Source organism: Acidaminobacter sp. (assembly GCF_030247605.1).
Lineage (GTDB): Bacteria > Bacillota > Clostridia > Peptostreptococcales > Acidaminobacteraceae > Acidaminobacter.
Genome location: NZ_JAOTSB010000034.1, coordinates 11,882 through 32,719, shown reverse-complemented (window position 1 = coordinate 32,719; position 20,838 = coordinate 11,882). Strand labels below are relative to the sequence as shown.

The 20,838-nt window shown below is 52.6% G+C and carries 19 protein-coding genes; 15 read left to right on the top strand and 4 right to left on the bottom strand.

The annotated features are described in order from the left end of the window. The first annotated feature begins 154 nt into the window (after nucleotides 1-154). From OEL90_RS13020 to OEL90_RS13010, 3 genes are all read left to right on the top strand, one after another. A complete protein-coding gene (locus OEL90_RS13020) occupies nucleotides 155-1,042 on the top strand; it encodes a formate/nitrite transporter family protein (RefSeq protein WP_291402442.1) in 888 nt (295 codons plus the stop codon). Nucleotides 1,043-1,089: 47 nt separating this feature from the next. Further along, nucleotides 1,090-1,341: a hypothetical protein gene (locus tag OEL90_RS13015; RefSeq protein WP_291402444.1), complete on the top strand. Its 252-nt coding sequence runs from the start codon at nucleotides 1,090-1,092 to the stop codon at nucleotides 1,339-1,341. Between the two features lie 141 nt (nucleotides 1,342-1,482). Beyond that, entirely contained in the window at nucleotides 1,483-4,506 is a 3,024-nt protein-coding gene (locus OEL90_RS13010; RefSeq protein WP_300689243.1) for a BTAD domain-containing putative transcriptional regulator, read from the top strand. A 195-nt stretch (nucleotides 4,507-4,701) separates the two neighbouring features. Here the strand turns inward: OEL90_RS13010 and OEL90_RS13005 are convergent, their stop codons facing one another. Beyond that, nucleotides 4,702-5,442: an RluA family pseudouridine synthase gene (locus OEL90_RS13005; RefSeq protein WP_291402448.1), complete on the bottom strand. Its 741-nt coding sequence runs from the start codon at nucleotides 5,440-5,442 to the stop codon at nucleotides 4,702-4,704. 123 nt (nucleotides 5,443-5,565) lie between these two features. Between OEL90_RS13005 and OEL90_RS13000 the strand changes: the two genes are divergently transcribed. The 6 genes from OEL90_RS13000 to OEL90_RS12975 all read left to right on the top strand — a co-directional run bounded on the left by OEL90_RS13000 (nucleotide 5,566) and on the right by OEL90_RS12975 (nucleotide 11,397). Continuing rightward, nucleotides 5,566-6,657, top strand: coding sequence for an AI-2E family transporter (locus OEL90_RS13000; protein ID WP_300689241.1), 1,092 nt, complete (start codon nucleotides 5,566-5,568; stop codon nucleotides 6,655-6,657). Between the two features lie 132 nt (nucleotides 6,658-6,789). Continuing rightward, nucleotides 6,790-7,722: a lipoyl synthase gene (lipA, locus tag OEL90_RS12995; RefSeq protein WP_300689240.1), complete on the top strand. Its 933-nt coding sequence runs from the start codon at nucleotides 6,790-6,792 to the stop codon at nucleotides 7,720-7,722. A 336-nt stretch (nucleotides 7,723-8,058) separates the two neighbouring features. Beyond that, the gene (locus tag OEL90_RS12990) at nucleotides 8,059-8,844 is read left to right on the top strand and encodes a PhzF family phenazine biosynthesis protein (protein ID WP_291402452.1); all 786 of its coding nucleotides are present in this window, start codon (nucleotides 8,059-8,061) and stop codon (nucleotides 8,842-8,844) included. A gap of 29 nt (nucleotides 8,845-8,873) precedes the next feature. Next, nucleotides 8,874-9,980 (top strand): phosphatase PAP2 family protein, encoded by a 1,107-nt coding sequence (locus OEL90_RS12985; protein WP_291402454.1) that lies wholly within the window; start codon nucleotides 8,874-8,876, stop codon nucleotides 9,978-9,980. A gap of 61 nt (nucleotides 9,981-10,041) precedes the next feature. Beyond that, nucleotides 10,042-10,515, top strand: coding sequence for a peptide-methionine (S)-S-oxide reductase MsrA (gene msrA, locus OEL90_RS12980; RefSeq protein ID WP_291402456.1), 474 nt, complete (start codon nucleotides 10,042-10,044; stop codon nucleotides 10,513-10,515). Between the two features lie 27 nt (nucleotides 10,516-10,542). Next, nucleotides 10,543-11,397: a PhzF family phenazine biosynthesis protein gene (locus tag OEL90_RS12975; protein WP_291402458.1), complete on the top strand. Its 855-nt coding sequence runs from the start codon at nucleotides 10,543-10,545 to the stop codon at nucleotides 11,395-11,397. A gap of 257 nt (nucleotides 11,398-11,654) precedes the next feature. Here the strand turns inward: OEL90_RS12975 and OEL90_RS12970 are convergent, their stop codons facing one another. After that, entirely contained in the window at nucleotides 11,655-12,803 is a 1,149-nt protein-coding gene (locus OEL90_RS12970) for an MFS transporter (protein WP_291402460.1), read from the bottom strand. A 373-nt stretch (nucleotides 12,804-13,176) separates the two neighbouring features. Between OEL90_RS12970 and OEL90_RS12965 the strand changes: the two genes are divergently transcribed. The 4 genes from OEL90_RS12965 to OEL90_RS12950 all read left to right on the top strand — a co-directional run bounded on the left by OEL90_RS12965 (nucleotide 13,177) and on the right by OEL90_RS12950 (nucleotide 15,235). Next, nucleotides 13,177-13,383 (top strand): hypothetical protein, encoded by a 207-nt coding sequence (locus tag OEL90_RS12965; RefSeq protein WP_291402462.1) that lies wholly within the window; start codon nucleotides 13,177-13,179, stop codon nucleotides 13,381-13,383. Between the two features lie 13 nt (nucleotides 13,384-13,396). Next, nucleotides 13,397-13,678: a YtxH domain-containing protein gene (locus OEL90_RS12960; protein ID WP_291402464.1), complete on the top strand. Its 282-nt coding sequence runs from the start codon at nucleotides 13,397-13,399 to the stop codon at nucleotides 13,676-13,678. Nucleotides 13,679-13,832: 154 nt separating this feature from the next. Continuing rightward, on the top strand, nucleotides 13,833-14,303 hold the full coding sequence (locus OEL90_RS12955; protein ID WP_291402466.1) for a hypothetical protein: 471 nt from the start codon (nucleotides 13,833-13,835) through the stop codon (nucleotides 14,301-14,303). A 107-nt stretch (nucleotides 14,304-14,410) separates the two neighbouring features. Beyond that, nucleotides 14,411-15,235 carry a tryptophan-rich sensory protein gene (locus tag OEL90_RS12950; RefSeq protein WP_291402468.1) on the top strand — a complete coding sequence of 275 codons (825 nt, stop codon included), beginning with the start codon at nucleotides 14,411-14,413 and terminating at the stop codon, nucleotides 15,233-15,235. 160 nt (nucleotides 15,236-15,395) lie between these two features. On the opposite strand, the gene OEL90_RS12945 is transcribed toward OEL90_RS12950, so the two are convergent. Together OEL90_RS12945 and OEL90_RS12940 are read right to left on the bottom strand one after the other, a co-directional pair. After that, nucleotides 15,396-16,775, bottom strand: a complete 1,380-nt coding sequence (locus tag OEL90_RS12945; RefSeq protein WP_291402470.1) for a hypothetical protein — start codon at nucleotides 16,773-16,775, stop codon at nucleotides 15,396-15,398. Nucleotides 16,776-17,073: 298 nt separating this feature from the next. Next, nucleotides 17,074-18,114, bottom strand: coding sequence for a PstS family phosphate ABC transporter substrate-binding protein (locus OEL90_RS12940; RefSeq protein WP_291402473.1), 1,041 nt, complete (start codon nucleotides 18,112-18,114; stop codon nucleotides 17,074-17,076). A 518-nt stretch (nucleotides 18,115-18,632) separates the two neighbouring features. Here OEL90_RS12940 and OEL90_RS12935 point away from each other — a divergent pair. Together OEL90_RS12935 and OEL90_RS12930 are read left to right on the top strand one after the other, a co-directional pair. After that, nucleotides 18,633-19,790 (top strand): double-cubane-cluster-containing anaerobic reductase, encoded by a 1,158-nt coding sequence (locus OEL90_RS12935; protein WP_300689229.1) that lies wholly within the window; start codon nucleotides 18,633-18,635, stop codon nucleotides 19,788-19,790. Between the two features lie 153 nt (nucleotides 19,791-19,943). Next, nucleotides 19,944-20,711 (top strand): acyl-CoA dehydratase activase, encoded by a 768-nt coding sequence (locus tag OEL90_RS12930; RefSeq protein ID WP_291402478.1) that lies wholly within the window; start codon nucleotides 19,944-19,946, stop codon nucleotides 20,709-20,711. The last annotated feature ends 127 nt before the right edge of the window (nucleotides 20,712-20,838 follow it).

The window sequence follows — 20,838 nt, the reverse complement described above, 5'->3', positions numbered from 1 at the left end:
TAATAATTTTATTAATACAATAATTCTAATAAACTATTGTGAAATTATGAAAGTCGTGTTACTATGATATTGTTAAAATAAATACAATAAAAGTTGTAACTCTTTTATCCGCCATCATAAAATAAAATTGATAACATTTATAGGAGAGAGATGAATGAACGAGAAAAAAATGCTGACCCCAGCAGAAATTGCAGAAGCTACTGTAGAAACGGCAAAGAAAAAAGCGGCGCTTAGTCCGATTTCACAATTGTTACTTGGTGTCCTTGCGGGGGCATTTATAGCGTTTGCTTCACAAGGATCCAATATGGCTGCCTTTAATTTGTTCGCAGATCCATCGACTTATGGCATGGGTAAGGCACTCGCAGGCGCAATCTTTGGAACAGGCTTGATGTTGGTCATCCTGGCCGGCGGGGAACTTTTTACTGGAAACACTCTGATGGTCGCGGCTGTCATGATGAAAAAAATCACGCCAAGTCAAATGTTTAAAAACTGGGTAACGGTTTATTCTGGAAACTTCATTGGTGCTATGCTGGTGACTTTTATGATTGTCTATTCCGGACAGCTTAACAGCGGTGGTGCGCTCCTTGGTGGCCAGACTATCAAGATCGCAGCTTATAAAGTTAACCTGCCATTCCATTCTGCTTTGTTCCTTGGCATTATGTGCAACTGGTTGGTCACTTTGGCGGTTTGGCTCTCCTACGGTGCAAAAGATATGACTGGCAAGATCCTTGCAATTTTCTTCCCAATCTGGCTGTTTATCACTTCTGGCTTTGAACACAGCGTTGCGAACATGTACTACATTCCTGCCGGGATCCTTGCAAAGGCTAATCCGGCTTGGGCGGAGGCCTCGCATCTATCGGCAGAGGTTCTGAGCACTTTGACCTGGAAAAACTTCCTGGTTGGAAATCTGCTTCCTGTCACTCTGGGAAATATCATTGGCGGCGTCGTTTGCGTCGGTGGCGCATACTGGTTCGTCTATCTCAGATCCAAGAAAACGCCGCAGCACGATCCGCTTACGACTTTCGTTAAGAAAGCGGCGTAAACAATTTGATTCAAACACGACCCTCTGCGAGCGCAGGGGGTTTTTTAATGAACAGCTGGGGTCAGACCTGCATATCAAGACCTGCGAAGCATGAACAGACGGGGTCGATAGGCGCAAGCCGCAGACCTGCAAAGTACTTCAACCGACGGGGTCAGACCTGCAAAGTACTTCAACCGACGGGGTCAGACCTGCAAAGTACTTCAACCAACGGGGTCAGACCTGCAAAGCACTTCAAGACCCGAAAAGCACTTCACAGCCTTTGCAATGCCCACAAGATGCAAAAAAGTTACGGAATATGACAATCACGTGAGGCATATGCAATTTTGTTGTATAATGAATTAAACAGATCTTCTGTACACCGAATCATTTCTCCCCACAAAAAATTGCAAAATGCATTTCGAATGGTTTTATATAGAAATCATCCACCAGGAGGCGTTTACATGGTTCCAGCGATAGAACTGAAGCTCCTCGGGATTCCCGCGGTTTACGCCGGCGGCAAGCCCGTCAATATGACGCTCAAAAAAGCTGAGGCCATCCTCTATTTCATGGCCGTGGAGACGACCAGCACCCGTGACGCCCTCTGCCGCCTGTTTTGGCCGGACAGCGACACCGAATACGCCCGACGCAGCCTGCGCAACGCCCTCTACCTGATTCGCAAGCACGTCGCCGAGGACCTGCTCTCCATGCCTAACCACTCCAGCGTTCAACTCAACAAGGACGCCGTCTGGCGCTGTGACCTATGGGAGCTGGAGCCGGTGCAGGCCGTCACCCGGGAGGACCTGACCCTTCTGAGCGGATTCTCCTTTAAAGAAGACGAATTCTTCCAGGAGTGGCTCATCGACCAGCAGCGCAGCGTTCAGCAGAAAATTTTCGACCACCACAAAAAAACTGCGAACCGCCTCGAGGAAGAGGACGACTACGCCGAGGCCGCCAAGGCCCGCGAGAAAATGGTCCTTATTGACGCTTATGACGAAGACAACATCCGCGCCCTGATGAGCCTCTACCTGCGCACCTCGGAGTACAATCACGCTATCGAGGTCTACCAGAAGCTGATGCGCACCATGAAGGACGAGCTAGGCGTCGTGCCGGACAATGACACGACCCGCCTCTACGAAAAAATCCTCGAACTCAAGGGCAAGCAGACCGCTCAGGCCACCGCGAGTCCCAAGACCTACTTCTTTGGCCGCTACGACGAACTTACTGCCATCGAAGACGAGCTCTACAATTTTCTGGAGAATCACCACCACCGCCACATCCTCATCACAGGGGAAGCCGGCATAGGCAAGACCACCCTGGTGGAGCGCGTCATCAGCGCACTGGAGCTCAGCGAGAAAACCGCCGCGCCGCCTTACGAACACACCTATGACCATCAGGCAGACAAAGATAATAAGAAGACCATCGGCAGCAAAAAAGAAAAAAATTCTGCCGATGGTTCCAGCCCCAACCCCACCACCAAACCGCAACACCAGCTCCCCGTCAAAGTTATGCGGGCGGCGGCGTACCCCATGGAGCACGATTTGCCGTACCGCATTTTCCGCGGCATCCTGAGGGAAATGCTGCAGGAACTGGGCGAGACCGGCACCAGCCGCATATTCGGCTTCGCGGACTTCATAGCGCCGGCCATGGCGACCCAAGGTCTGGAAGGGGACGAGCGCATCCGCTACGAGGACATGGTGCAGGAGGTCAGCGACCTGCTCACCCGCTATTCCCAGCGTCGAAACGTGGTTCTGATCTTCGAGGATCTCCACTGGGGTCAGACCCACTCGATCAATCTGCTCCTTGAGCTCATTCGCGAGCACCTGAAAAACGTCATGGTCATCATGACCTCGCGGGACGTCAAATCCAAAGCGCTGGACTTCATGACAGCCTGCGGCTGCAAGGAAAAATGGCTGCTCCGTGTGCCACTGGCACGTTTTTCACCCGTCGAGGCCCGGCAATTTCTCCGAAACGGCCTTCGCAATTCGACCGTGACCCTGGATGAGGCGGCCATGTCCCGCTATATCGAGGCCTCCGAGGGCAACACACTGCTCCTGCGGGAATACCTGGATCTGATCAACGAGGGGACCATCGATAAGCTCGACACTCTGAAGTTTGACGAGCTCATGCGTTCGAAGCTCATTGGCCTCTCCGAGCCCGCCCAGCGCGTGGCGGATGTCGCCGCGCTGTTCATGGAATCCCCGGATTATGAGGCGATCCAGGCCATCGCTGCCTACGAGGACGTGGAGCTGGTGGACCTGATCGAAGCTCTTAGAGGCGCGGGCATTCTCGAGGAGTGGGTGGACGGCGAGCGCCTGATCTACCATTTTACCCACCAAAAACTAAAGGATTACCTCACCGATCAAATTTCCGTCACCCGACGCAGGATCCTGCATAAAAAGATTGCTGACTACTACGAGCACCTGTATGCCCAGCGCGGCGGTGTTTCCGTATTGCCTTATGTCATCCACCACAGCCGTCTGGCGTCGGACGCACGCCGCGAATACCGCTACCGCGTCATTTACGGCCGCCGCTACCTCGACCGCTGGCATGAAGTGTTCAGCGGCCAGAACGTCGACCTCGAAGGGGGTCTGACCCTGGAGGACAAGGTCATGCAGTCCATCGACGAGGCCCGCAGCCGGCTTGATGCCAAGGATGAGAGCATCGTCACCTACGACCACCAGGTTCTCTACATGCGTGGCCGCCGTGCGATTCGCGAAGGGCGTTATGCCGATGGTCTCGAGTCCATCGACAAAGCCATCCGCTACTTCGAGATCCACCGCTGCGAAGATTTGCTGGAGCTCTGTCTCCTTCAAAAGATCTACTATGCGATCCAAACCGGCAAGTTGGAGCTGTTTGACTCGCTCCTCAGCGAGCTCGGCCACCTCATGGGCGGACCGGGGGAGCCGACCGGGGATCTCATCCACGTTTTCTGGCGCCTCAAAGGGCTTCATGCCACGCTGAGCGGGGATACTGAAAGCGCCCAGAACTACTTAATGATGGCACTGCAGTATCTCGAGCCTCTCACAGAGGAACAGCCCCGCACCCATTCCGCCATGGCAGCGACATTGAATTACCTGGCCATGGCCTATGAAGGCGAAGGGCGTTACGATGAGGCCTTCCACACCCTAACCCGCGCTATGGAACAAGCCGAGCTCAGCTTGCCGTCCAACGGCCTCGCCCTGATTCTCACCAATCTGTCTCTGGCGCAGTTCAGGCAGGGCAGGATGGATCAGTCCCTGGAGTCCGTCGTCCGGGCCGTTGAAATTTTCGAGCTTACCAAGAGCATTTGGGGCCGGGCCAAGGCGGAAGCCCATCTCGCCCGCCTTATGGATATAGCGGACATTCCAGAGAGTGTCGATGAGCACCTGGGCCGCGCCAGAGAATACGCCCAGCTCATGGGCAACCCTTACGAGATCCGCTTTGTGCAGGAAGCAGAGGCGGAGATTAGGTCCCATCCGTATCATTTGAGTAATGCGGGTCAATAGAAAAATGCAGGTCTGACCCCAATGGATCAATAAAAGTTGCAGGATTGCGATGAAAAATGCAGGTCTGACCCCGTCGGATCAATAAAAAATGCAGGTCTGACCCCGTTGGCCCCCGTCGGATTAATAAAAAATGCAGGTCTGACCCCACGTGTTTACGTGGGGTCAGACCCGCATCTAAAATGCTATTCCATTTTCCTAGTTTTGCTTCTCTTCCAGCGCCGCAATCTGACTGGAAAAATAATGCCAAGGCGCCGGGTAGGACTTGGCGCCGCCTGCATCATTCAAACCACCCGGGAGCGCCCTGAAGCTCAAGGCAGTCCTTTTTGCAGGATGATAAAATCTGATTTCGTACGACCATAGTCCAATAGGGTTGCCGTCTTTCACAAAGTCCGGGTTATATTTGGCATCTCCCAAAATTGGAAAGCCACTGGCCGAAAGCTGCACACGAATCTGGTGACGCCGGCCGGTGAGCAGCAGCACATCCAGCAGGGCAAGAGGGGAGGCAGCCTCCGTTAGTGCAGCGTCGGTCCGCCCGATGACTCGATATTTCAGCTCCGCCGTCTGCCCCTCAGGGCCATGTGCGACTTCTACAACGTTGCCCGGCGTGGTTCTCAGCTGATGAACCAGGTGGCCGCTGTCGTCTATGGGCTGACCCTGTACCACGGCGAGGTAGCGTTTTTTGATGCGACCATCGGCAAATTGGGCACTAAGGTGGCCCGCCGCCTCGCGGGTCTTGGCGTAAACCATGACGCCGCCCACTGGACGATCGAGACGGTGCACGAGTTTCGCGGTCTTGCCGGTCTCGCCGGACGCCTTCATGTGAGCCTGAACCGCCTCGAGCAGAGAAGGGGCCTTGGTCGGATCCGGCTGGCACGGCATGCCCGGGGGCTTCACGACCACAATGACGTGCTTGTCTTCAAATAAAATTTTCAGCATTGTTATGTCTCCTTTTTTTCACACTTGTATCTGCGATTGAAGTATGTGTATAATAGTCCTAATCTTGTGCAAATTTACGGAGCCGGCCACGATCGCGTGGCGCTGCCCGTCCGGAGGTGTCACATGCAGCTGAACCTGAAACGGTGGCTCGGCGCCATGCTTGCCCTGAGCTTAAGTTTAATCGTTTCTTTCGTTACGATCAACCATTTCGACGCAATTGTCGCGTGGATCGCGAAAATTGCCGGCGCCACGACCCCGTTTATCATTGGCCTCGTGATCGCCTACATCCTCGACCCGGTGGTCAGCTTCCTGACGCGGACCTTCAAGTTTGGGCGGGGCGCGGCCATCGGCGTGCTCTATCTTTTGCTCCTGGTCATTTTGGCCGGGTTCGGCTGGCTGGTTGTGCCGATGGTCATTGACAACGCCTCCGAGATCATCGCTGACGTCCCGCGGCTCATCACCATGGCGAACACGGAGCTGTCCGACAGCGGCATCCTCCAGAATGAAACAGTACAAGAGGCACTGGTCTCCATCCGCGGGCGCCTGGCGGAGTGGGCCAACATCCTGCTGTCCAACCTGACCCAAGGGCTGATGAGCGTCACGTCCGCGGTGTTCAGCACCATGATCGGGATTGTCGTGTCCATTTACACGCTGATCGACAAGAAGCGGCTGCAGGCCTCCATGGTGAGACTTTGCCGCGCGGCCTTCGACGATGCCCGGGCCCAGTCCATTTTCGACTGGGGCGCCAAGGTCCACGAGATTTTCTCCAAGTTTATGACGGGACTCATCGTTCAGGCCACCATTGTGGGTGTGCTGTCCTTCGTTGGCATGACGGTCCTGGGGGTTCGGTATGCCGCGATCTTCGGGCTGCTGCTGGGCCTCACCAACGTGATCCCGTATGTAGGCCCGTTTATTGGGGCCATCCCGGCGGTGGGCATTACGCTTCTATATAATCCGCTGAACGCCCTGAAGGTCGCCATTCTGATTGTGGTTGTCCAGCAGATCGACGCGAATCTGGTCGGTCCGCGCATTATGGGCAATTATATAGGGCTTCGGCCCATGTGGATCGTGCTCGCCATCTCCCTCGGCGGATCCTTCGGCGGTATGATCGGCATGATTTTGTCAATTCCGGTCGCCGCGATTCTCAACATTGTCCTGGTGCACGTTATAGAAAAGAAGGAAAAAATGGCGACAGAGACGGAAGATACAATCTAGAAAGAAGAAACTAGGTGTCAGCGGCTAGCGCCTATCAACCCCAAGTTTCTCCCAAAAAGAAACTCGGTGTCTGACACCGAGTTTCCCCCAAGCTCATCCAAATTCCCTAATTAGAGAAAGGAACATCAGAGAATGCCAGACTTAACGAATTTGAAAACAAGCTGCCACGACACCAAAAATGTTGCTTCCCATGATAAGATGCGAAAGCCGGAATGGCTGAAAATTAAGAAGGGCGAGATGCGGGACATCATCGAAGTTGAAAAGATGCTTTCCGCGAATCAGCTGCATACTGTATGCAGAGAAGCCAACTGCCCGAACCGCATGGAGTGCTACGGCAACAAGACGGCGACGTTCTTGATCATGGGGCCAAACTGCACCCGCGGCTGCCGGTTCTGCAATGTCACCAAGGAAGCCCCGCTCTGCCTGGATTCCGAGGAGCCGGCACGCGTCGCGCAGGCCGTGGTGGAACTCGGTCTCAAGCATGCCGTCGTCACCTCCGTCACCAGAGATGATTTAGCCGATGGCGGCGCTTCCCACTTCGTCGCCGTCATTCGGGCGATTCGCGAAGCGTCTCCCGGCACTTCCGTTGAAGTCTTGATCCCGGACCTCCGCGGCAACTGGGACGCCCTGGAAGTCATCATGACTGAGCGCCCTGATATTTTGAATCACAACGTTGAGACCATTGAACGTCTTTATCCTGAAATCAGGCCGGAGGCGGTTTACACGAGATCCCTGGAGCTGCTGAAGCGCGCGAAAGCCATGCAGCCGGATATTTTAACGAAATCCGGGCTGATGCTGGGACTCGGCGAGACCGAAGAGGAAGTCCTCAAGCTCCTGTCTGACCTGAGGGCGCATGAGGTGGATCTGGTGACCATCGGCCAATATCTGCCGCCTTCTGCGGAGCATTATCCGGTGAAGGAATACGTGCATCCTGAGGTGTTCGAGCTGCTCTCGAAAAAGGGCATGGCCATGGGCTTCCAGGACGTGTCCTCCGGGCCGCTGGTGCGCAGCTCCTATAACGCAGGAAAAGTCTACGACCAGATTCAGGATCAAGGCCGCGCCTAGGAGGGCGTTTTTGACGGTTTTGCAGGTCTGCGGCTGCGTCTATTGACCCTGTCGGATCACCCTGCGGTTTAGTAGGTCTGACCCTGTCGGATCACCCTGCGGTTTAGTAGGTCTGACCCCGTCGGATCACCCTGCGGCATAGCAGGTCTGACCCCGTCTGTCATTATCCCTTCACGCGAGGCGATAAATGGTGTACACTTAAATCGAAAATGAATGTTATTGCTCCGCTGATTAACTATTTGAGTGTGTTCTCGCCAGTCTGTCCATTTTGAAAGTTTCAACCCATTTCAATTTTGACTTCTTAATCACCGGAGCAATATGATGGAGGCTAATTCAATGAAAATTCCGTTTTACCATCTCGACGCGTTTACGGACCGGCAGTTTGCCGGGAATCCATCGGCCATCTGTCCGCTGGAGGAGTTTATTGACGAAGAGCTCATGCAGAAAATTGCTAGGGAGAACAACCCATCGGAAACTTCTTTCATTGTTAAGCGAGATGGGTACTATGACGCCCGCTGGTTCACTGAAAACAAGGAGCTCGACCTGTCCGGCCACGGAACGCTGAGCAGCGCGTACATCGTGTTCACCAAACTCGAGCCAGAGCTCGACCGCGTCAAGTTCAAGACCAAGAGCGGCATTCTCGAAGTCTATAAAGAGGGCGATCACCTGGCTATCGATTTGCCGGCACGCCCTGCGGTCAGATCAGAAATGCCCTACGAGCTGGTCCTCGCCCTTGGCAAACTCCCTAAGCATGTGTATCGCTACGCGACCCGTGACTACATGGTCATTTACGACGACGAGGACCAAATCCTCGACCTCGACCCTGATTTCGAGGAGCTCCTGAAGGTCCAAACCCACGGCGTCATCTGCACCGCGCCGGGTCACGACGTCGACTTCGTGTCGCGCTATTTCTTCCCGGTCACCGGCAAGGACGAGGACCCGGTCACAGGTTCCGCCCACTGCACCCTGGCGCCTTATTGGAACTCGGTTCTCAATAAAAGGGTCATGACGGCGAAGCAGCTTTCAAAGCGCGGCGGCAGCCTCCAGGTCGAGGTCATTGGCGACCGCATCAAGCTGATGGGCAAAGTCGTCACTTATATGGAGGGGACCATTACCGTTTAGGTCTTCCCAAAGGAAAAGGAAATCAAATTATGTCGTTTGATGCAGTAACTGCAGTGAATGTGGCTTCATCCAGCGCGGCGGCGCTTGGCGCGTCCGGTAATTTTTCGGCCCTGCTCGTGTCCGGGTTGCCCCTCGGCGACTGGCAGCTTGAGCTATTGCTTTGGTTCCAGTCCCTGCGCCACCCGGTCCTGACCTGGATCATGGGCGCCCTGACCATGCTTGGCGACGATCTGTTTTACATTGCGGTGCTTTCCGTGATGTACTGGACCGGTTCAAGTGCATTTGCCGATGGTCGCTTCAACAGCCACCGCCGGCTCAGCTCAAGTCATGATCTCTGCTCAGGCAGCGCCAAAAGACCTCAAAGTCGTCAAAACACCTTCGAACTCATGCAGCTGGTGGTGTTTTCCGTACTGCTTAACATTGTCATTAAAAACTTTGTAGATGCACCCCGTCCCTTTGAGGCCGTCTCCGGGATTGAAGGCCTTTGGACCTTCACCGCAGGGAGCGCCTCGTTCCCAAGCGGCCATGCCCAGACTGCGGCGACCTTTTGGCTGGCGCTGGTTTCGGCCGGTGCAGGCGTTCGGAAGGGGAGACGGGGCGGTGGTGTGACCATCGGCATAGCCTGTTCTTTTATTGTTCTGATCTCTTTGTCGCGTCTTTACCTGGGCGTGCACTGGCCTCAGGACGTGCTGGCCGGCGGGCTGATTGGCGGCGTTTTGGGCCTTCTTGGTCCGTCTTTTTTAAAGGGATTCAGCCGATGGTTCCTCATCCCCACATTCGCCCTGTCCGCCATAGGAATTTTCGTCTTTCTGGATCATTCCGCGGTGCAGCTGACAAGTCTGCTGATTGGGGCGACCATTGGGCATGGGAATTCTGGATTAACGTCGAGATCAACAGGCACTGCCGTTAAAGGCGCTGACGCAGATCCAGGCGCAGACCTGTTACGTCCAGCAAAGCCAGCACATTTACTTTTCGGCATAATGACAGTCGCTGCGGCTTACGGGACGACGACCTGGCTGTTGACGGCTTTTGGTTTTCCGGAGCTCATTGTCGATGGGCTGGCTACCCTGGAAACCGGTCTGATGATCACCTGGGGTGTACCGGCGCTGCTAGAAGCGGCCAGATCCGGAACTTGAGCAGGTCTGCGGCTAGCGCCTATTGACCCCACATGTTCCATTTTGAGGAGGGTATTTTCAAATGAAGGAAATTTTCTTTGCCGGCGGCTGCTTCTGGGGCGTCGAGGAATTTTTTTCGAGAATTGACGGCGTCGAGGATACCGAAGTCGGCTATGCCAATGGCATCACTGAAGATCCTGACTATAAGCAGGTCTGCACCGGCAAGACCGGATTCGCTGAAGCCTGCCAAATCAAATATGATCCTGAAGTCATCAGCCTGGACACCTTGCTCGACAAGCTGTTCAGTGTCATTGACCCGACGCTGATCGACAGACAGGGACCAGACATTGGCAATCAGTACCGCACGGGCGTTTACTACGTGGACGAGGCCGACCGACCGGTCATTGAAGCCTACTTCGAAAAAGTGCGGTCACACTATGATCTGCCAATTCGAACAGAGCTCGAACCACTGAAGAATTTTTATGAAGCGGAAGAGTACCACCAGGACTATTTGAAAAAGAATCCCGGCGGCTATTGCCACATCAAGCTAGACTGATCAAGTCGCTGAACGGAGTGATCTCCAATGGATCTAAAAGAACTTCACTATTTTCACGTCGATGCCTTTACTGACGCGCCTTTCGCAGGCAGCCCCACCGGGGTCATTTTGCTTGAAGACGCGCTCTCCGAGGAGACCATGCAGATGATCGCCTCTGAGCTGAACCATTCTGAGACCGCGTTTGTCATCCGCCAGCCCCATGAGGTGATGCGGAATCAATGCGCCTTTTATGCGCTGCGCTGGTTCACGCCGGAAACGGAGGTCCATTTCTCCGGGTCTGCGACTCTCGCGGCGGCCAAAGTGATTCAGCAGGAGCTGGGTGTCAGTGCGCCCTGCATTGTGTTTAAGACGATCATCGGCGAAATCTCTACTAAAACGGCAGGGGGCTACATTACACTTACGCTGCCCGTGGACGATTACGAGGCGCTGGACCCCTCTGAGCAGGTGCTTTGGTACCTCGGCATCAACAATTATCAGCGGGCTGTGTACAGCCGCAATCTCAAGAAGCTGATCATTGAGGTGGATGACGAGCTGACGCTGTCGCGGATCAAGCCTGACTTCAACAAGCTGCGGGGCATTGACCTTGATTTTGACCTCGGCGGCCTGTGCATTACTTGCAGGAGTTCAAATCCTGAGGATTATGATTTTGCCTCCAGGTATTTCAATCCCTGGATTGGGGTGGATGAGGATTCTATTACCGGCTCCATTCACACGGTCCTGGCGCTGTACTGGTCCCGGGAGCTCGAAAAGAAGCACCTCGTCGCCGTGCAGTCTTCGAAGCGCGGTGGCCGCTTGATCCTCGATCTGCTTGACGATGGCACGGTTGAAATCTCCGGCCGCGCTTATGTGGCCATCGAAGGCAGAATCCGTCTGCCAATCTGATTTAATCAAATCGAATGGCGTTTTAACTATTAAAGCCGCTGAGCTAAAGTGTTTGCCCGTGGTCATCTTTCCCGGCATCCTCTCAAGCTCAGCGGCTTTTTAAATTTACGAATTTTGCAGGTCTGACCCCGACGATTCACAAATTTTGCAAGTTTATTGCAGGTCTGACCCCGACGGATCACCCTGTTGATTAAATTATGCAGGATTATTGCAGGTCTGACCCCGTCGGCTGAACCATGCAGGTCTGACCCAATGTGTTAGCTCAATTTCCTCTGACGGCTGAATGCTGCCATGAACGACAGCGCCGACAACGTAATGGAGATTGGAATCACCCAGTAGCCTATTCCAATTCCGACCCAATCCGTCACACCGCCAATCAGGAGACTCGTGATGAGCGTCATCAAGTTGCCCGCCGTCGACACCAGCGCGATGGCCGTCGCCCGAAATTGTCCGAAGTCGCGGGCTAGGATTATGGTGACCATCGGGAATACTAAAGAATAAAAGAAGCCCGACCCGGCAATCAGGTACAGTCCGGCCTCACCGAGGAGCATCCCGCTGATGTAGAGGACCGACGCGCAGGCGGTGAACACTACGACGCTGCGCACGTACCCCAGCTTCTCAGCGATCACCCCTCCAAGGAGTCTGCCGATGGTAAACAGACCAAAAAACACCGCGCTGATCTCACCGGCCTTGTCTTCGGCAAAGTTGTAAATGGTTTTGAGGTAATAGACAATCCAGTTGGCGGTCTGAAGCTCGGACGCGACGTAGAAACCGACGCCAAGGGCCAGCAGTACCAGATAGGCTTTGTGGGGGAGGGCGCTCAGCCTGACCTTCGAGGCGCCGGTCATAGCGTTTGGCTCCTTCATAAAGAAGGTGAGGACGGCAGTGACAAAGAAGAGGATGCCGACCATTTGGAAGAGATCGACCCAGTCAAAGCCGCGGGACACCAGTTCTCCGCCGGCCCTTTGGCTGAGGGTCAGACCCAGTCCGAAAAAGAAATGGACGAGATTGACTAAGATAGCAGGGTAGCGCACCTGAATGACCGTGGCCATGGTGTTCAGGGAGATAATGAGCAAGGAGACGCAAAATTGAATCAAGCTGTAGCCAATAACGAAAAGCGTGTAGCTCTGAATTTGTGAAACGGCAAGAAACAGCACGCCATTCAGGAGTTGGGCGATCAGAATAATTTTTTTAAGCCCAAAGCGTTCGCCCCACTGGCTGCCAAAGTAAATGGCGAACACGCTGAAAAAGGTTGTGGCTGTAAAGAGCATGCCAATCTGCCCGTCCGTCACGTTAAAGCTTTCTATGAAATTGGGCACCAAAATGCCGCGTATGCCGGTGGACATGGCGAGTCCGAAGATCGACACAAAGGCGACCAGGATCATCCATTTCTTGTTGGTTTTCAAAGGGGGATACCTCCGTGGAAAGAATAGGTTGGGATGTTCGGGTGCGGCGGAAAAAGCCGATTGTGCTTTGCAGGCTGCGGCTGCGGCTGACGCCTGTCAACGCCTATCGACCCCGTCGCATACATGAGTGGGTCTGACCCCGTCAGGTACTTTTGCAGGTCTGACCCCGCGTGGTACACGAGTAGGTCTGACCCCGCGTGGTACACGAGTAGGTCTGACCCCGCATGATCCACCTTATGTCCATAGTAAGTTTTTCTGCTGCCGGCGTCAAAGACATTTATCCCTTTTTTCCAGTACAATGTTTTTCGGATTTTCACATTCCATGTTTATTTTTTATTGAGAAAAGGGTATGAATGCCCTAAGAGGTGATCACATGAGCGCGTTTAGAAAACCCATAAAAATCAGCAAAAGCGAAAGCAAGTACAGGGATGTCACCATTCAGCTCTTTAATCTGAATATCCTCAGCCACAATCAGGGGCCGGCCTTTGCCGTGCTGCTGAAAATTGCCGCACTGACAGCGTTCGCGTACACCGTCAGCAGATTCATTAACGGCGAACCGTTATTCAAAAAACACGCTTAAAGGAGTGACGTGCATGTTAGTCGTAAGAAAAAATAAATATGAAGAGCTTGAAAAACTCAGACGAAAAACGAATGCCATCCGCTTGGTAGAAGGTCTGTTGATTGGTTTGGCCATTGGGGCTATGATCGCATTTCTCCTGACACCTTGGGACGGCAAGCAAAACCGCAGTTACGTCAAGGGTCAGTTTGGCGGCCTCAGAGAAAAATGCCGCGGCCTTTGGAGCAGCTGTGGTTGGTGTGGCTGTGGCACCTGCGACGCAGATGAAGAAGACGAAGATCCTCATGAAGGATTCTAAGACGATTAAACTGTTTAAAAAGGTTAGCAACTCTTAAGCGTCGACGATCCCCAACCCGCAAAAATTTGTTTTTATGGCGGCACATACTGCCGCTTTCTTTTTGCGGCGGTGGACCATCGGCAAAAACAAAAACCAGAGAGGCGGATATCCAAATATGAAATATAATCATACCATAGTCATCAACCATTCCCGAGGCAGGGTCCTTGAGCTCATGATGGCGACCGAACACATGCCTAAATGGCAGCGCGGCCTGACCGTTGTTGAGACCCTTGAAGGCGAGCCCTTCACACTCAACGCCAAAACGCGTCTCGTCTTTGACACAGGCAAGAAGAGCCTCGAAATGACGGAAACCCTGATTGACATGCGTCTGCCGGACGCCTACACGGCCGTCTACGAGACAGATGAGCTCTGGCACCGCATCTCGAATATGTTCTCGGAACTCGACGGCAAAACGCTTTGGTCCACTGAAAACGAGTTCGTCTTCAGCGGCTTCATGCGCTTCCTTGGCCCGCTCATGAAAAAAGCCTTCATGAAGCGTACGGAATATGAAATGGCGCGCTTCAAAGAATTCGTTGAGGATTTTGATCAAATCAAGGAAGAATCCCCAAACTCAGATGAAGTGTAAAGCTTTTAAGGTTTTAAGGCTTTCAAAGCTTTCAAAGCTTTAGCCGATGGTCCCTTAACCCCCAACCCTTCACCCACCAAAAACGACAACTAACGGGAGTGATGCCTGTGGAACTTTACAATAAATCTCGCCAACCGCTGAAATATCTGAATCTCCTGTTTTACGCCGCCACGCTGGCGGTCAACGCACTTGCCAACATCCTGCCATTCAACGGGCTGACAACGGGGGAAGCATCGAACGCCTACCGCAATTTATTCGCCCCGGCACCTATTACATTTTCCATCTGGGGTGTCATTTATCTGCTTCTAGGATTTTTCGTGATTTACCAGATGGGATGGACCACAGGCGCAAAGCGTGGTGTTTCTCGGGTTACATCGGATATAGGCGCACTGTTTATAATAGCTTCTGCAGCTAACATGGCCTGGATATACTTCTGGCATTACCAGGAGCTGGCGCTGACGATTCTTTTCATGCTGGTCCTTCTCGTATCCTTAATTGGGATTTTCCTCAAACTCAGGGACTCACGGAGGGAACGTTCGGGGCTGCAGTCCATTATTGTGGATCTTCCTTTTTCGATCTATTTAGGTTGGGTCAGCGTCGCAACTATAGCGAACTTCGCTGCTTTCTTTGTTAGTATTGAGTGGGATGCCTTTGGGTTGGCACCAGAGATTTGGACAGTCGTAGTCATGGCTGTCGCAGTGCTCCTTGGACTGCTGGCTTTGTATAAAAATCGCAACTACGCGTATGCTTTAGTCGTGGTATGGGCCTTTGTGGGGATTTACCTCCAGCACAGGGATTATTGGACGGGGCAGTATCCTATGATTCAGTACACTGCAATGATTGGTGTCGGGGTCTTGGTTCTCTTTGGACTTTATGTGGCTTCGGGGGTTAGTTTGGTCCGACGGGGCCGCGGCGGTTCCAGACGCTATTGAGGGAGATTTGTTATATGGAAATGGTATATTATGGTGTTTCGTGGTGGTCTACGGTACACCAAGGTAAAAAGTAAGGCCGCTTGGCATGGCCTGAGGTCGGTTCCCGACTTCAGGCGTGCCAAGTGGCCTTACTTTTCTTTTTGGAAGCATGATTAATCTTTCACCTATCGAAGATCGTTAAATTCTCGCAGCCCAAATCCTTGTACTCAATGCCCATATAGCCGTAACTTCCAAGGTCGGGAAAGTAACATTCAAGGCCGGTGTGACCAATTAAAAAGCTGACGTTGTCGATTTGGTCTTCTCGGATAGTAGGGTAGCCATACTGCGTGGCGTGCTTATTGTAGGCGACGGCAAGCAGTGCTTTATAATCTACACCGGGTGCGAAACAGCTTTCAAGTGTAACCCGGCGACCATCGGCCTCATAACTGGCGAAGAAGGACGGATTGGTCGTCAGGTCGAGGGGCTGACCCTCGCGAATGGTGAAAACAGACTCTCCGGAATATGCAGGTCTGACCCCGTCTGTTGACGATGCAGGTCTGACCCCGTCTGTTGACCCAGCAGGTCTGACCCCGTCTGGTACACAATTGCTGTAAACGGAGTGGCGCAGGGTGTAAAAGGGGCCAACATCAGTGATGTCCAGCGAAAACTCAGCATAGGGCTCTTCGCCTGCGCTGAGTTTTTTTGGGGACGTAAGGGTTTTTAGGAACTGTCTGCTCTCTTCGAGAGTCGTTTCGGCCAGGGCTTGAATGGCGGGCGGCATATTATTGGGGTAGCGAAAGTGCAGGTAGGTTCTGACCGAGCTGTTTTCGACTGTTTCGTCGCCGGCGGTAATCTGCTGGGTGAAGAAGGTGTCAGACTGGACGAATTGCTGGTCTCTGGTGCCGGTGGTGAGGTAGGGGTTGGTGCCGCGACTATCGGCAAAGCGCTCTCTGATGGCCAGCTCGCCTTCGAAAAGGTGGAAGGGAAGCGTGATTTGGGCGGGGTAAAAGCCCGTGTCGAAGTCCGGGGTCTGGTGGTCGAAGATGATGACGATACCGCTCGGCTGGAGATAATACTTCTGGTTGGCCTCGAGGCCCTTAAAGGGGGCGGTCAGCCTCGGAAACCAGTACAGACCGTTTTCGAAGCCCGGCTCTTCGTCGGGGTGCTGGCTGCTCAGCATTTTGGCGACTTCGTCATTGATGCGGTTCATAGCGGTTTCGGGATTGGCAAAGAGCTCGGGAAGCGGCACGATGTCGCCGGTGCGGAGGTTGTAATTGCGGGCTTCCAGGCGGCTGGTGTATTCTGACCGGTCTTCCATTGTATAGGTTTGATCCGCGTAGACAGCGACGGAAAGCAGGTTTTCAAAATTGAAGGCGGAGGTGGCGTTCAGGTTAGATGACACTGGCTGGGTGCCTGGGGGGATGCGCTGAAAAATGCCGCGGTAGGGTGGCAGGCCGGCTTCCTCCAGGGCTGTATAGAGATTGGTAAGGTCTTGGTTGATGGCGTCCTGGATGCTTTGGTCCTTTAGACCCTCAATTGTGAACGTGCTTTGCCAGATCACCCCCGGAACCTCCTGCTGTGAGGGGATGAAAGTGATTGGGTTAACATAAAGAGTTTTGAACGTTGATGGATTCAGGATCGTAATCAGGTTAGACAGGTCAGGTTGAGGGGCGGGCTCGAGGGGATCGCGGTTATTGTTTGAGGCCGCGTCAGGAGTTTGGATTTCGGGTGTTGAGTCTGCTGGATTCACTGGCGGCGTTTCCTGTGTGTTTGTGAGCTTCGTGCAGCCGGAAATCAGCAGCGAAGTGGCTATAAAGAGCGATAAGAGAAGTCGGGTCCGGTTTAATCCCAAAGGAGTTCTATTTGACCCGAACATAACCTGTCTCCTCTGCGAGGGTCTGCCCCTCATCCGAAAGCAGCCAGCTGACCACTTGTCTGGCAGGGCTTTCCTCTGGCTCGTCCCGGCGCATGATGGCATAATAGGCAGTGGTGAAAGGGTAGGTGCCTGATGTAATGCTTTCCGGTGTTGGGGCTGTGCCGTCAACTTCGATCAGTTTGATGTTTTCAGCCCCCCACATGTCCATGACAAAATAGTAGTAGGAGTAACCTATGGCGCCTTCGCCGTTTTCAAAACTGGCCACTGCGTCGATCAGCATGCCCATCTCTGCCACCACTTGCTCCATGGGTGGATCCATTGGGGTCAGACCTGGCATGACCATGTCAAGAAAACCCGTCTGACTGCCGGAGTTAACCGGGCGCTGGTAGGGGATGATGTCGAGATCTTTTCCGCCGACCTCGCTCCAGTTGGTCATTTTTCCGGTGTAGATGTTTTGGAGCTCAGCCGGGGTCAGACCTGCAATGGGATTATCCGCATTCACCAGGAACACGAAAGCCTCGCTGACTACCGGAATGATTTCAAACTCAACCCCGGCCCCTTTGGCTAGTGCAAGCTCCTCTTCGGAAGGGGCGGTGACGAAGATCAGATCCGTCTTTTTTTCTATGAGGTTGACGTATGCCTGGTGTGTTTTGTTATGTAAAATGTAAGGTCGAACCTCTTCCATAGACATGTCCATCATACGGGCGGCCAAGGCTTCAGAGAGGGGAATAGTCACTGTAGAACCATCAACCCTGGGGTAAGTTTCAGGTGTGAAGGAAGGGGCGTCGTCCGAGTAGGTCTGACCCCCGCTGTTATCCCCGCTATCCTTTTCTTCACCCGACTGGGTCTGACCCCCGCTGTTCACTTCAGGCCCGCCGTTCTCCATCTCTCGGCTGCAGCCAGCGCCAACCATCAAAAGGACGAGGAACATCACAAGAATGGTGACTACTCTGCTGAGAGGTTTACTTTCTTTGCCTGGACAATTGCATTTTTTGGTCTCTTTCTTCACTATTTCTTCGGGCATGATCAGCGCCTCCTGGCAAATGGGACATTAAGGTGAACGCAGCTAAATTTTTAATGATTAACCAACCTTAATTGTGAATGGTTTATCTAACTCGACTATATCACTTTGAATTTCCATTTGTTATTAAAGAACTATTAAACGAGCTCAGTCCAACTGTCACACTCACTCTGGAAGAGGGCAGGGCGGTCTGGACTTTTAAGTTGTGATTGAACAGCTATCAAGCAGGTGTCTATTAGAGCCTGCTTTTTTGCGCTGTAAAATTGGCGACAGGGAGACCATCGGCAAAATTGGTTTTATGACTTCAAATTGAACAAATTGGTGGTTTGAACACATGCCGTATGACAATTACTTATTGATCCCCATTCTCAATTCAAACTTTCGATTTCACGATCTTTAGCTCACCTAGTAAACTGTATGGGACCGCACGTTTTATAAAATGATGCGCGACAACGCTTACATAGTTCCAAAAATTATAAAATGCACTCACCCTATTTCAACCCAACCAAGGAGGCACACTCATGTCAGAAAGAAATACTCTCCCTGAAATCTTTGAAAGCTTTGCCGATGCACGCAAGCAAGGCTTCCTCGCCGCCAAAGCAGTGAAAGACGCCGGCAAAAATCTCGTTGGCTATTACTGCACCTTCACGCCCGTCGAAGTTATTATGGCCGCCGGCGCCGTCCCCGTCGGACTCTGCGCCACCAGCGATGAAACGATCCCAGAATCCGAAAAGGTCCTCCCGCGGAACCTTTGCCCGCTCGTCAAATCCAGCTATGGGTTCGCTGTCACGGACAAATGCCCGTACTTCTACTTTTCTGACCTGATTGTCGGTGAAACCACCTGCGACGGGAAGAAGAAAATGTATGAGCTCCTCGATGAAGTCAAACCGACCCACATCCTTCAGCTGCCAAACGAGGGGAAATCTCAGAGATCCCTGGATTATTTCAGGGAAGAAGTTCAAAGTTTTAAAGAGCGTCTTGAAAAGGAATTCAATGTGACGATCACCAATGAGGATTTAAAGAAGGCCATTCAACTTAAAAACCGCCAAAGGGAAACCCTTAAGGAATTCTACAACCTGATGAGCCTCACACCGCCGCCGGTCAGCGGCCTCGACATCCACAAGGCCCTCTATGGCTCTGAGTTTAAGTTTGACAAGGAAGCCCAAATCGTGGAAATGCAGGCGCTGACAAAACAAATCTACGAAACATATAAAGTTGAGGGCAGTAAGATCTCAGAAAACGCTCCGAGAATTCTCATCACAGGCTGCACAATAGCCGGCGCTACGGAAAAAATAATAACTGCAATTGAGGAAAATGGCGGCGTCGTTGTCACCTACGAAAACTGCTTCGGTACCAAAGCAGTCGAGGAAATGATCGATGAGACCCTTGAGCCCATCGACGGCATTGCCCGCAAATATCTCAACACCCCGTGCTCCGTCATGTCCAATAACCAGGACCGACTTGACAAGCTCAGCGAGCTCATTACCCGCTTCAAGGTGGACGGCGTTGTTGACGTCGTGCTGCAAGCCTGCCATACCTACAATATTGAAGGATTCTCCGTCAAGCGCCACGTTAAGGAAAAACACAACCTGCCGTATATAGCTCTTGAAACTGATTATGCATCATCGGATACAGGTCAGCTCAAAACACGTCTTGGCGCTTTTATAGAAATGCTTTAAACTGCTTTAAGCCGCTTAATGTAGGTCTGGGGGTTATATTATTCCCTTATTATAAATGGCCGACTGAATAAGCCGGTATCTAAGCTGGGATCTAAGCAGGAATCCAAGCAGGAATCCAAGCCGGGATAAGCAAAACAGAAAGGAACTCAACTAATGATATATATGGGTATCGATATTGGGTCCGTGTGTGCCAAAGGTGCGATTCTCCAAGGCGACCGGCTCGAAAAAGTGATTCTTCCAACAGGTTGGAATATCAAAGAGACCGCCAATTTGCTCAAGTCAACTTTGTTAACACAGGCAGGTGCTCGCGAGGAGGATATCACCCGCGTTGTCGCAACAGGTTATGGGCGTGTTTCCATACCCTATGCAGACAAAAAAGTCACTGAAATCACGTGTCATGCCCGCGGTGCCGTGTATCTCAATCCAAATGCCAGAACCATAGTGGACATTGGAGGCCAGGATAGTAAAGTCATCTCCGTAGATGCCGATGGTCGCGTCCAGGACTTCGTCATGAACGACAAATGCGCAGCCGGAACAGGCCGCTTCCTGCAGGTCATGGCCCATGTACTGGAAGTCGAGGTGGATGAACTCGATCAACTGGCACGGTATGATGAGGCTGTCACGATTAACGCCATGTGTACAGTTTTCGCTGAAAGCGAAATTATCTCGCTTCTGGCCCAGGGAACGGACAAAGGCGCGATTGCCGCTGGCATATTAAGTTCTATTTCTCAACGTATCCAGCACCTCTCCAGCCGAATCTCGGTACTGGATCAACTCATATTTACCGGTGGTGTTTCCAATTCAAATGTCCTCAGGCACATGCTCTCTGAAAAGCTGAAGCTTGAGGTCCATCATCACTGCGACGCGCAGTTCGCCGGCGCTATAGGTGCGGCTTTGCTTGCGCGGGAAATCTGCGACTAACTGCGCAAAATTTGAGAAATGTTACAAAAATATTGCGGTACCTGACCCCAAGTTCATTTGAGTGACAGGTACCGCTTTGTTTTTTGTACCAGACACTTTGTGGCACATGATGGTCTGGTTTACGCCT

Excerpts from the sequence above, each read along its gene's own strand:
- msrA (WP_291402456.1), top strand. The coding sequence starts at position 10,042 with ATGAAGGAAATTTTCTTTGCCGGCGGCTGCTTCTGGGGCGTCGAGGAA.
- OEL90_RS12965 (WP_291402462.1), top strand. The coding sequence starts at position 13,177 with ATGAGCGCGTTTAGAAAACCCATAAAAATCAGCAAAAGCGAAAGCAAG.
- OEL90_RS12975 (WP_291402458.1), top strand. The coding sequence starts at position 10,543 with ATGGATCTAAAAGAACTTCACTATTTTCACGTCGATGCCTTTACTGAC.
- OEL90_RS13020 (WP_291402442.1), top strand. The coding sequence starts at position 155 with ATGAACGAGAAAAAAATGCTGACCCCAGCAGAAATTGCAGAAGCTACT.
- OEL90_RS12935 (WP_300689229.1), top strand. The coding sequence starts at position 18,633 with ATGTCAGAAAGAAATACTCTCCCTGAAATCTTTGAAAGCTTTGCCGAT.
- OEL90_RS12940 (WP_291402473.1), bottom strand. The coding sequence starts at position 18,114 with ATGCCCGAAGAAATAGTGAAGAAAGAGACCAAAAAATGCAATTGTCCA.
- OEL90_RS12960 (WP_291402464.1), top strand. The coding sequence starts at position 13,397 with ATGTTAGTCGTAAGAAAAAATAAATATGAAGAGCTTGAAAAACTCAGA.
- OEL90_RS12955 (WP_291402466.1), top strand. The coding sequence starts at position 13,833 with ATGAAATATAATCATACCATAGTCATCAACCATTCCCGAGGCAGGGTC.
- OEL90_RS12985 (WP_291402454.1), top strand. The coding sequence starts at position 8,874 with ATGTCGTTTGATGCAGTAACTGCAGTGAATGTGGCTTCATCCAGCGCG.
- lipA (WP_300689240.1), top strand. The coding sequence starts at position 6,790 with ATGCCAGACTTAACGAATTTGAAAACAAGCTGCCACGACACCAAAAAT.
- OEL90_RS13015 (WP_291402444.1), top strand. The coding sequence starts at position 1,090 with ATGAACAGCTGGGGTCAGACCTGCATATCAAGACCTGCGAAGCATGAA.
- OEL90_RS13000 (WP_300689241.1), top strand. The coding sequence starts at position 5,566 with ATGCAGCTGAACCTGAAACGGTGGCTCGGCGCCATGCTTGCCCTGAGC.
- OEL90_RS12930 (WP_291402478.1), top strand. The coding sequence starts at position 19,944 with ATGATATATATGGGTATCGATATTGGGTCCGTGTGTGCCAAAGGTGCG.
- OEL90_RS13010 (WP_300689243.1), top strand. The coding sequence starts at position 1,483 with ATGGTTCCAGCGATAGAACTGAAGCTCCTCGGGATTCCCGCGGTTTAC.
- OEL90_RS12990 (WP_291402452.1), top strand. The coding sequence starts at position 8,059 with ATGAAAATTCCGTTTTACCATCTCGACGCGTTTACGGACCGGCAGTTT.
- OEL90_RS13005 (WP_291402448.1), bottom strand. The coding sequence starts at position 5,442 with ATGCTGAAAATTTTATTTGAAGACAAGCACGTCATTGTGGTCGTGAAG.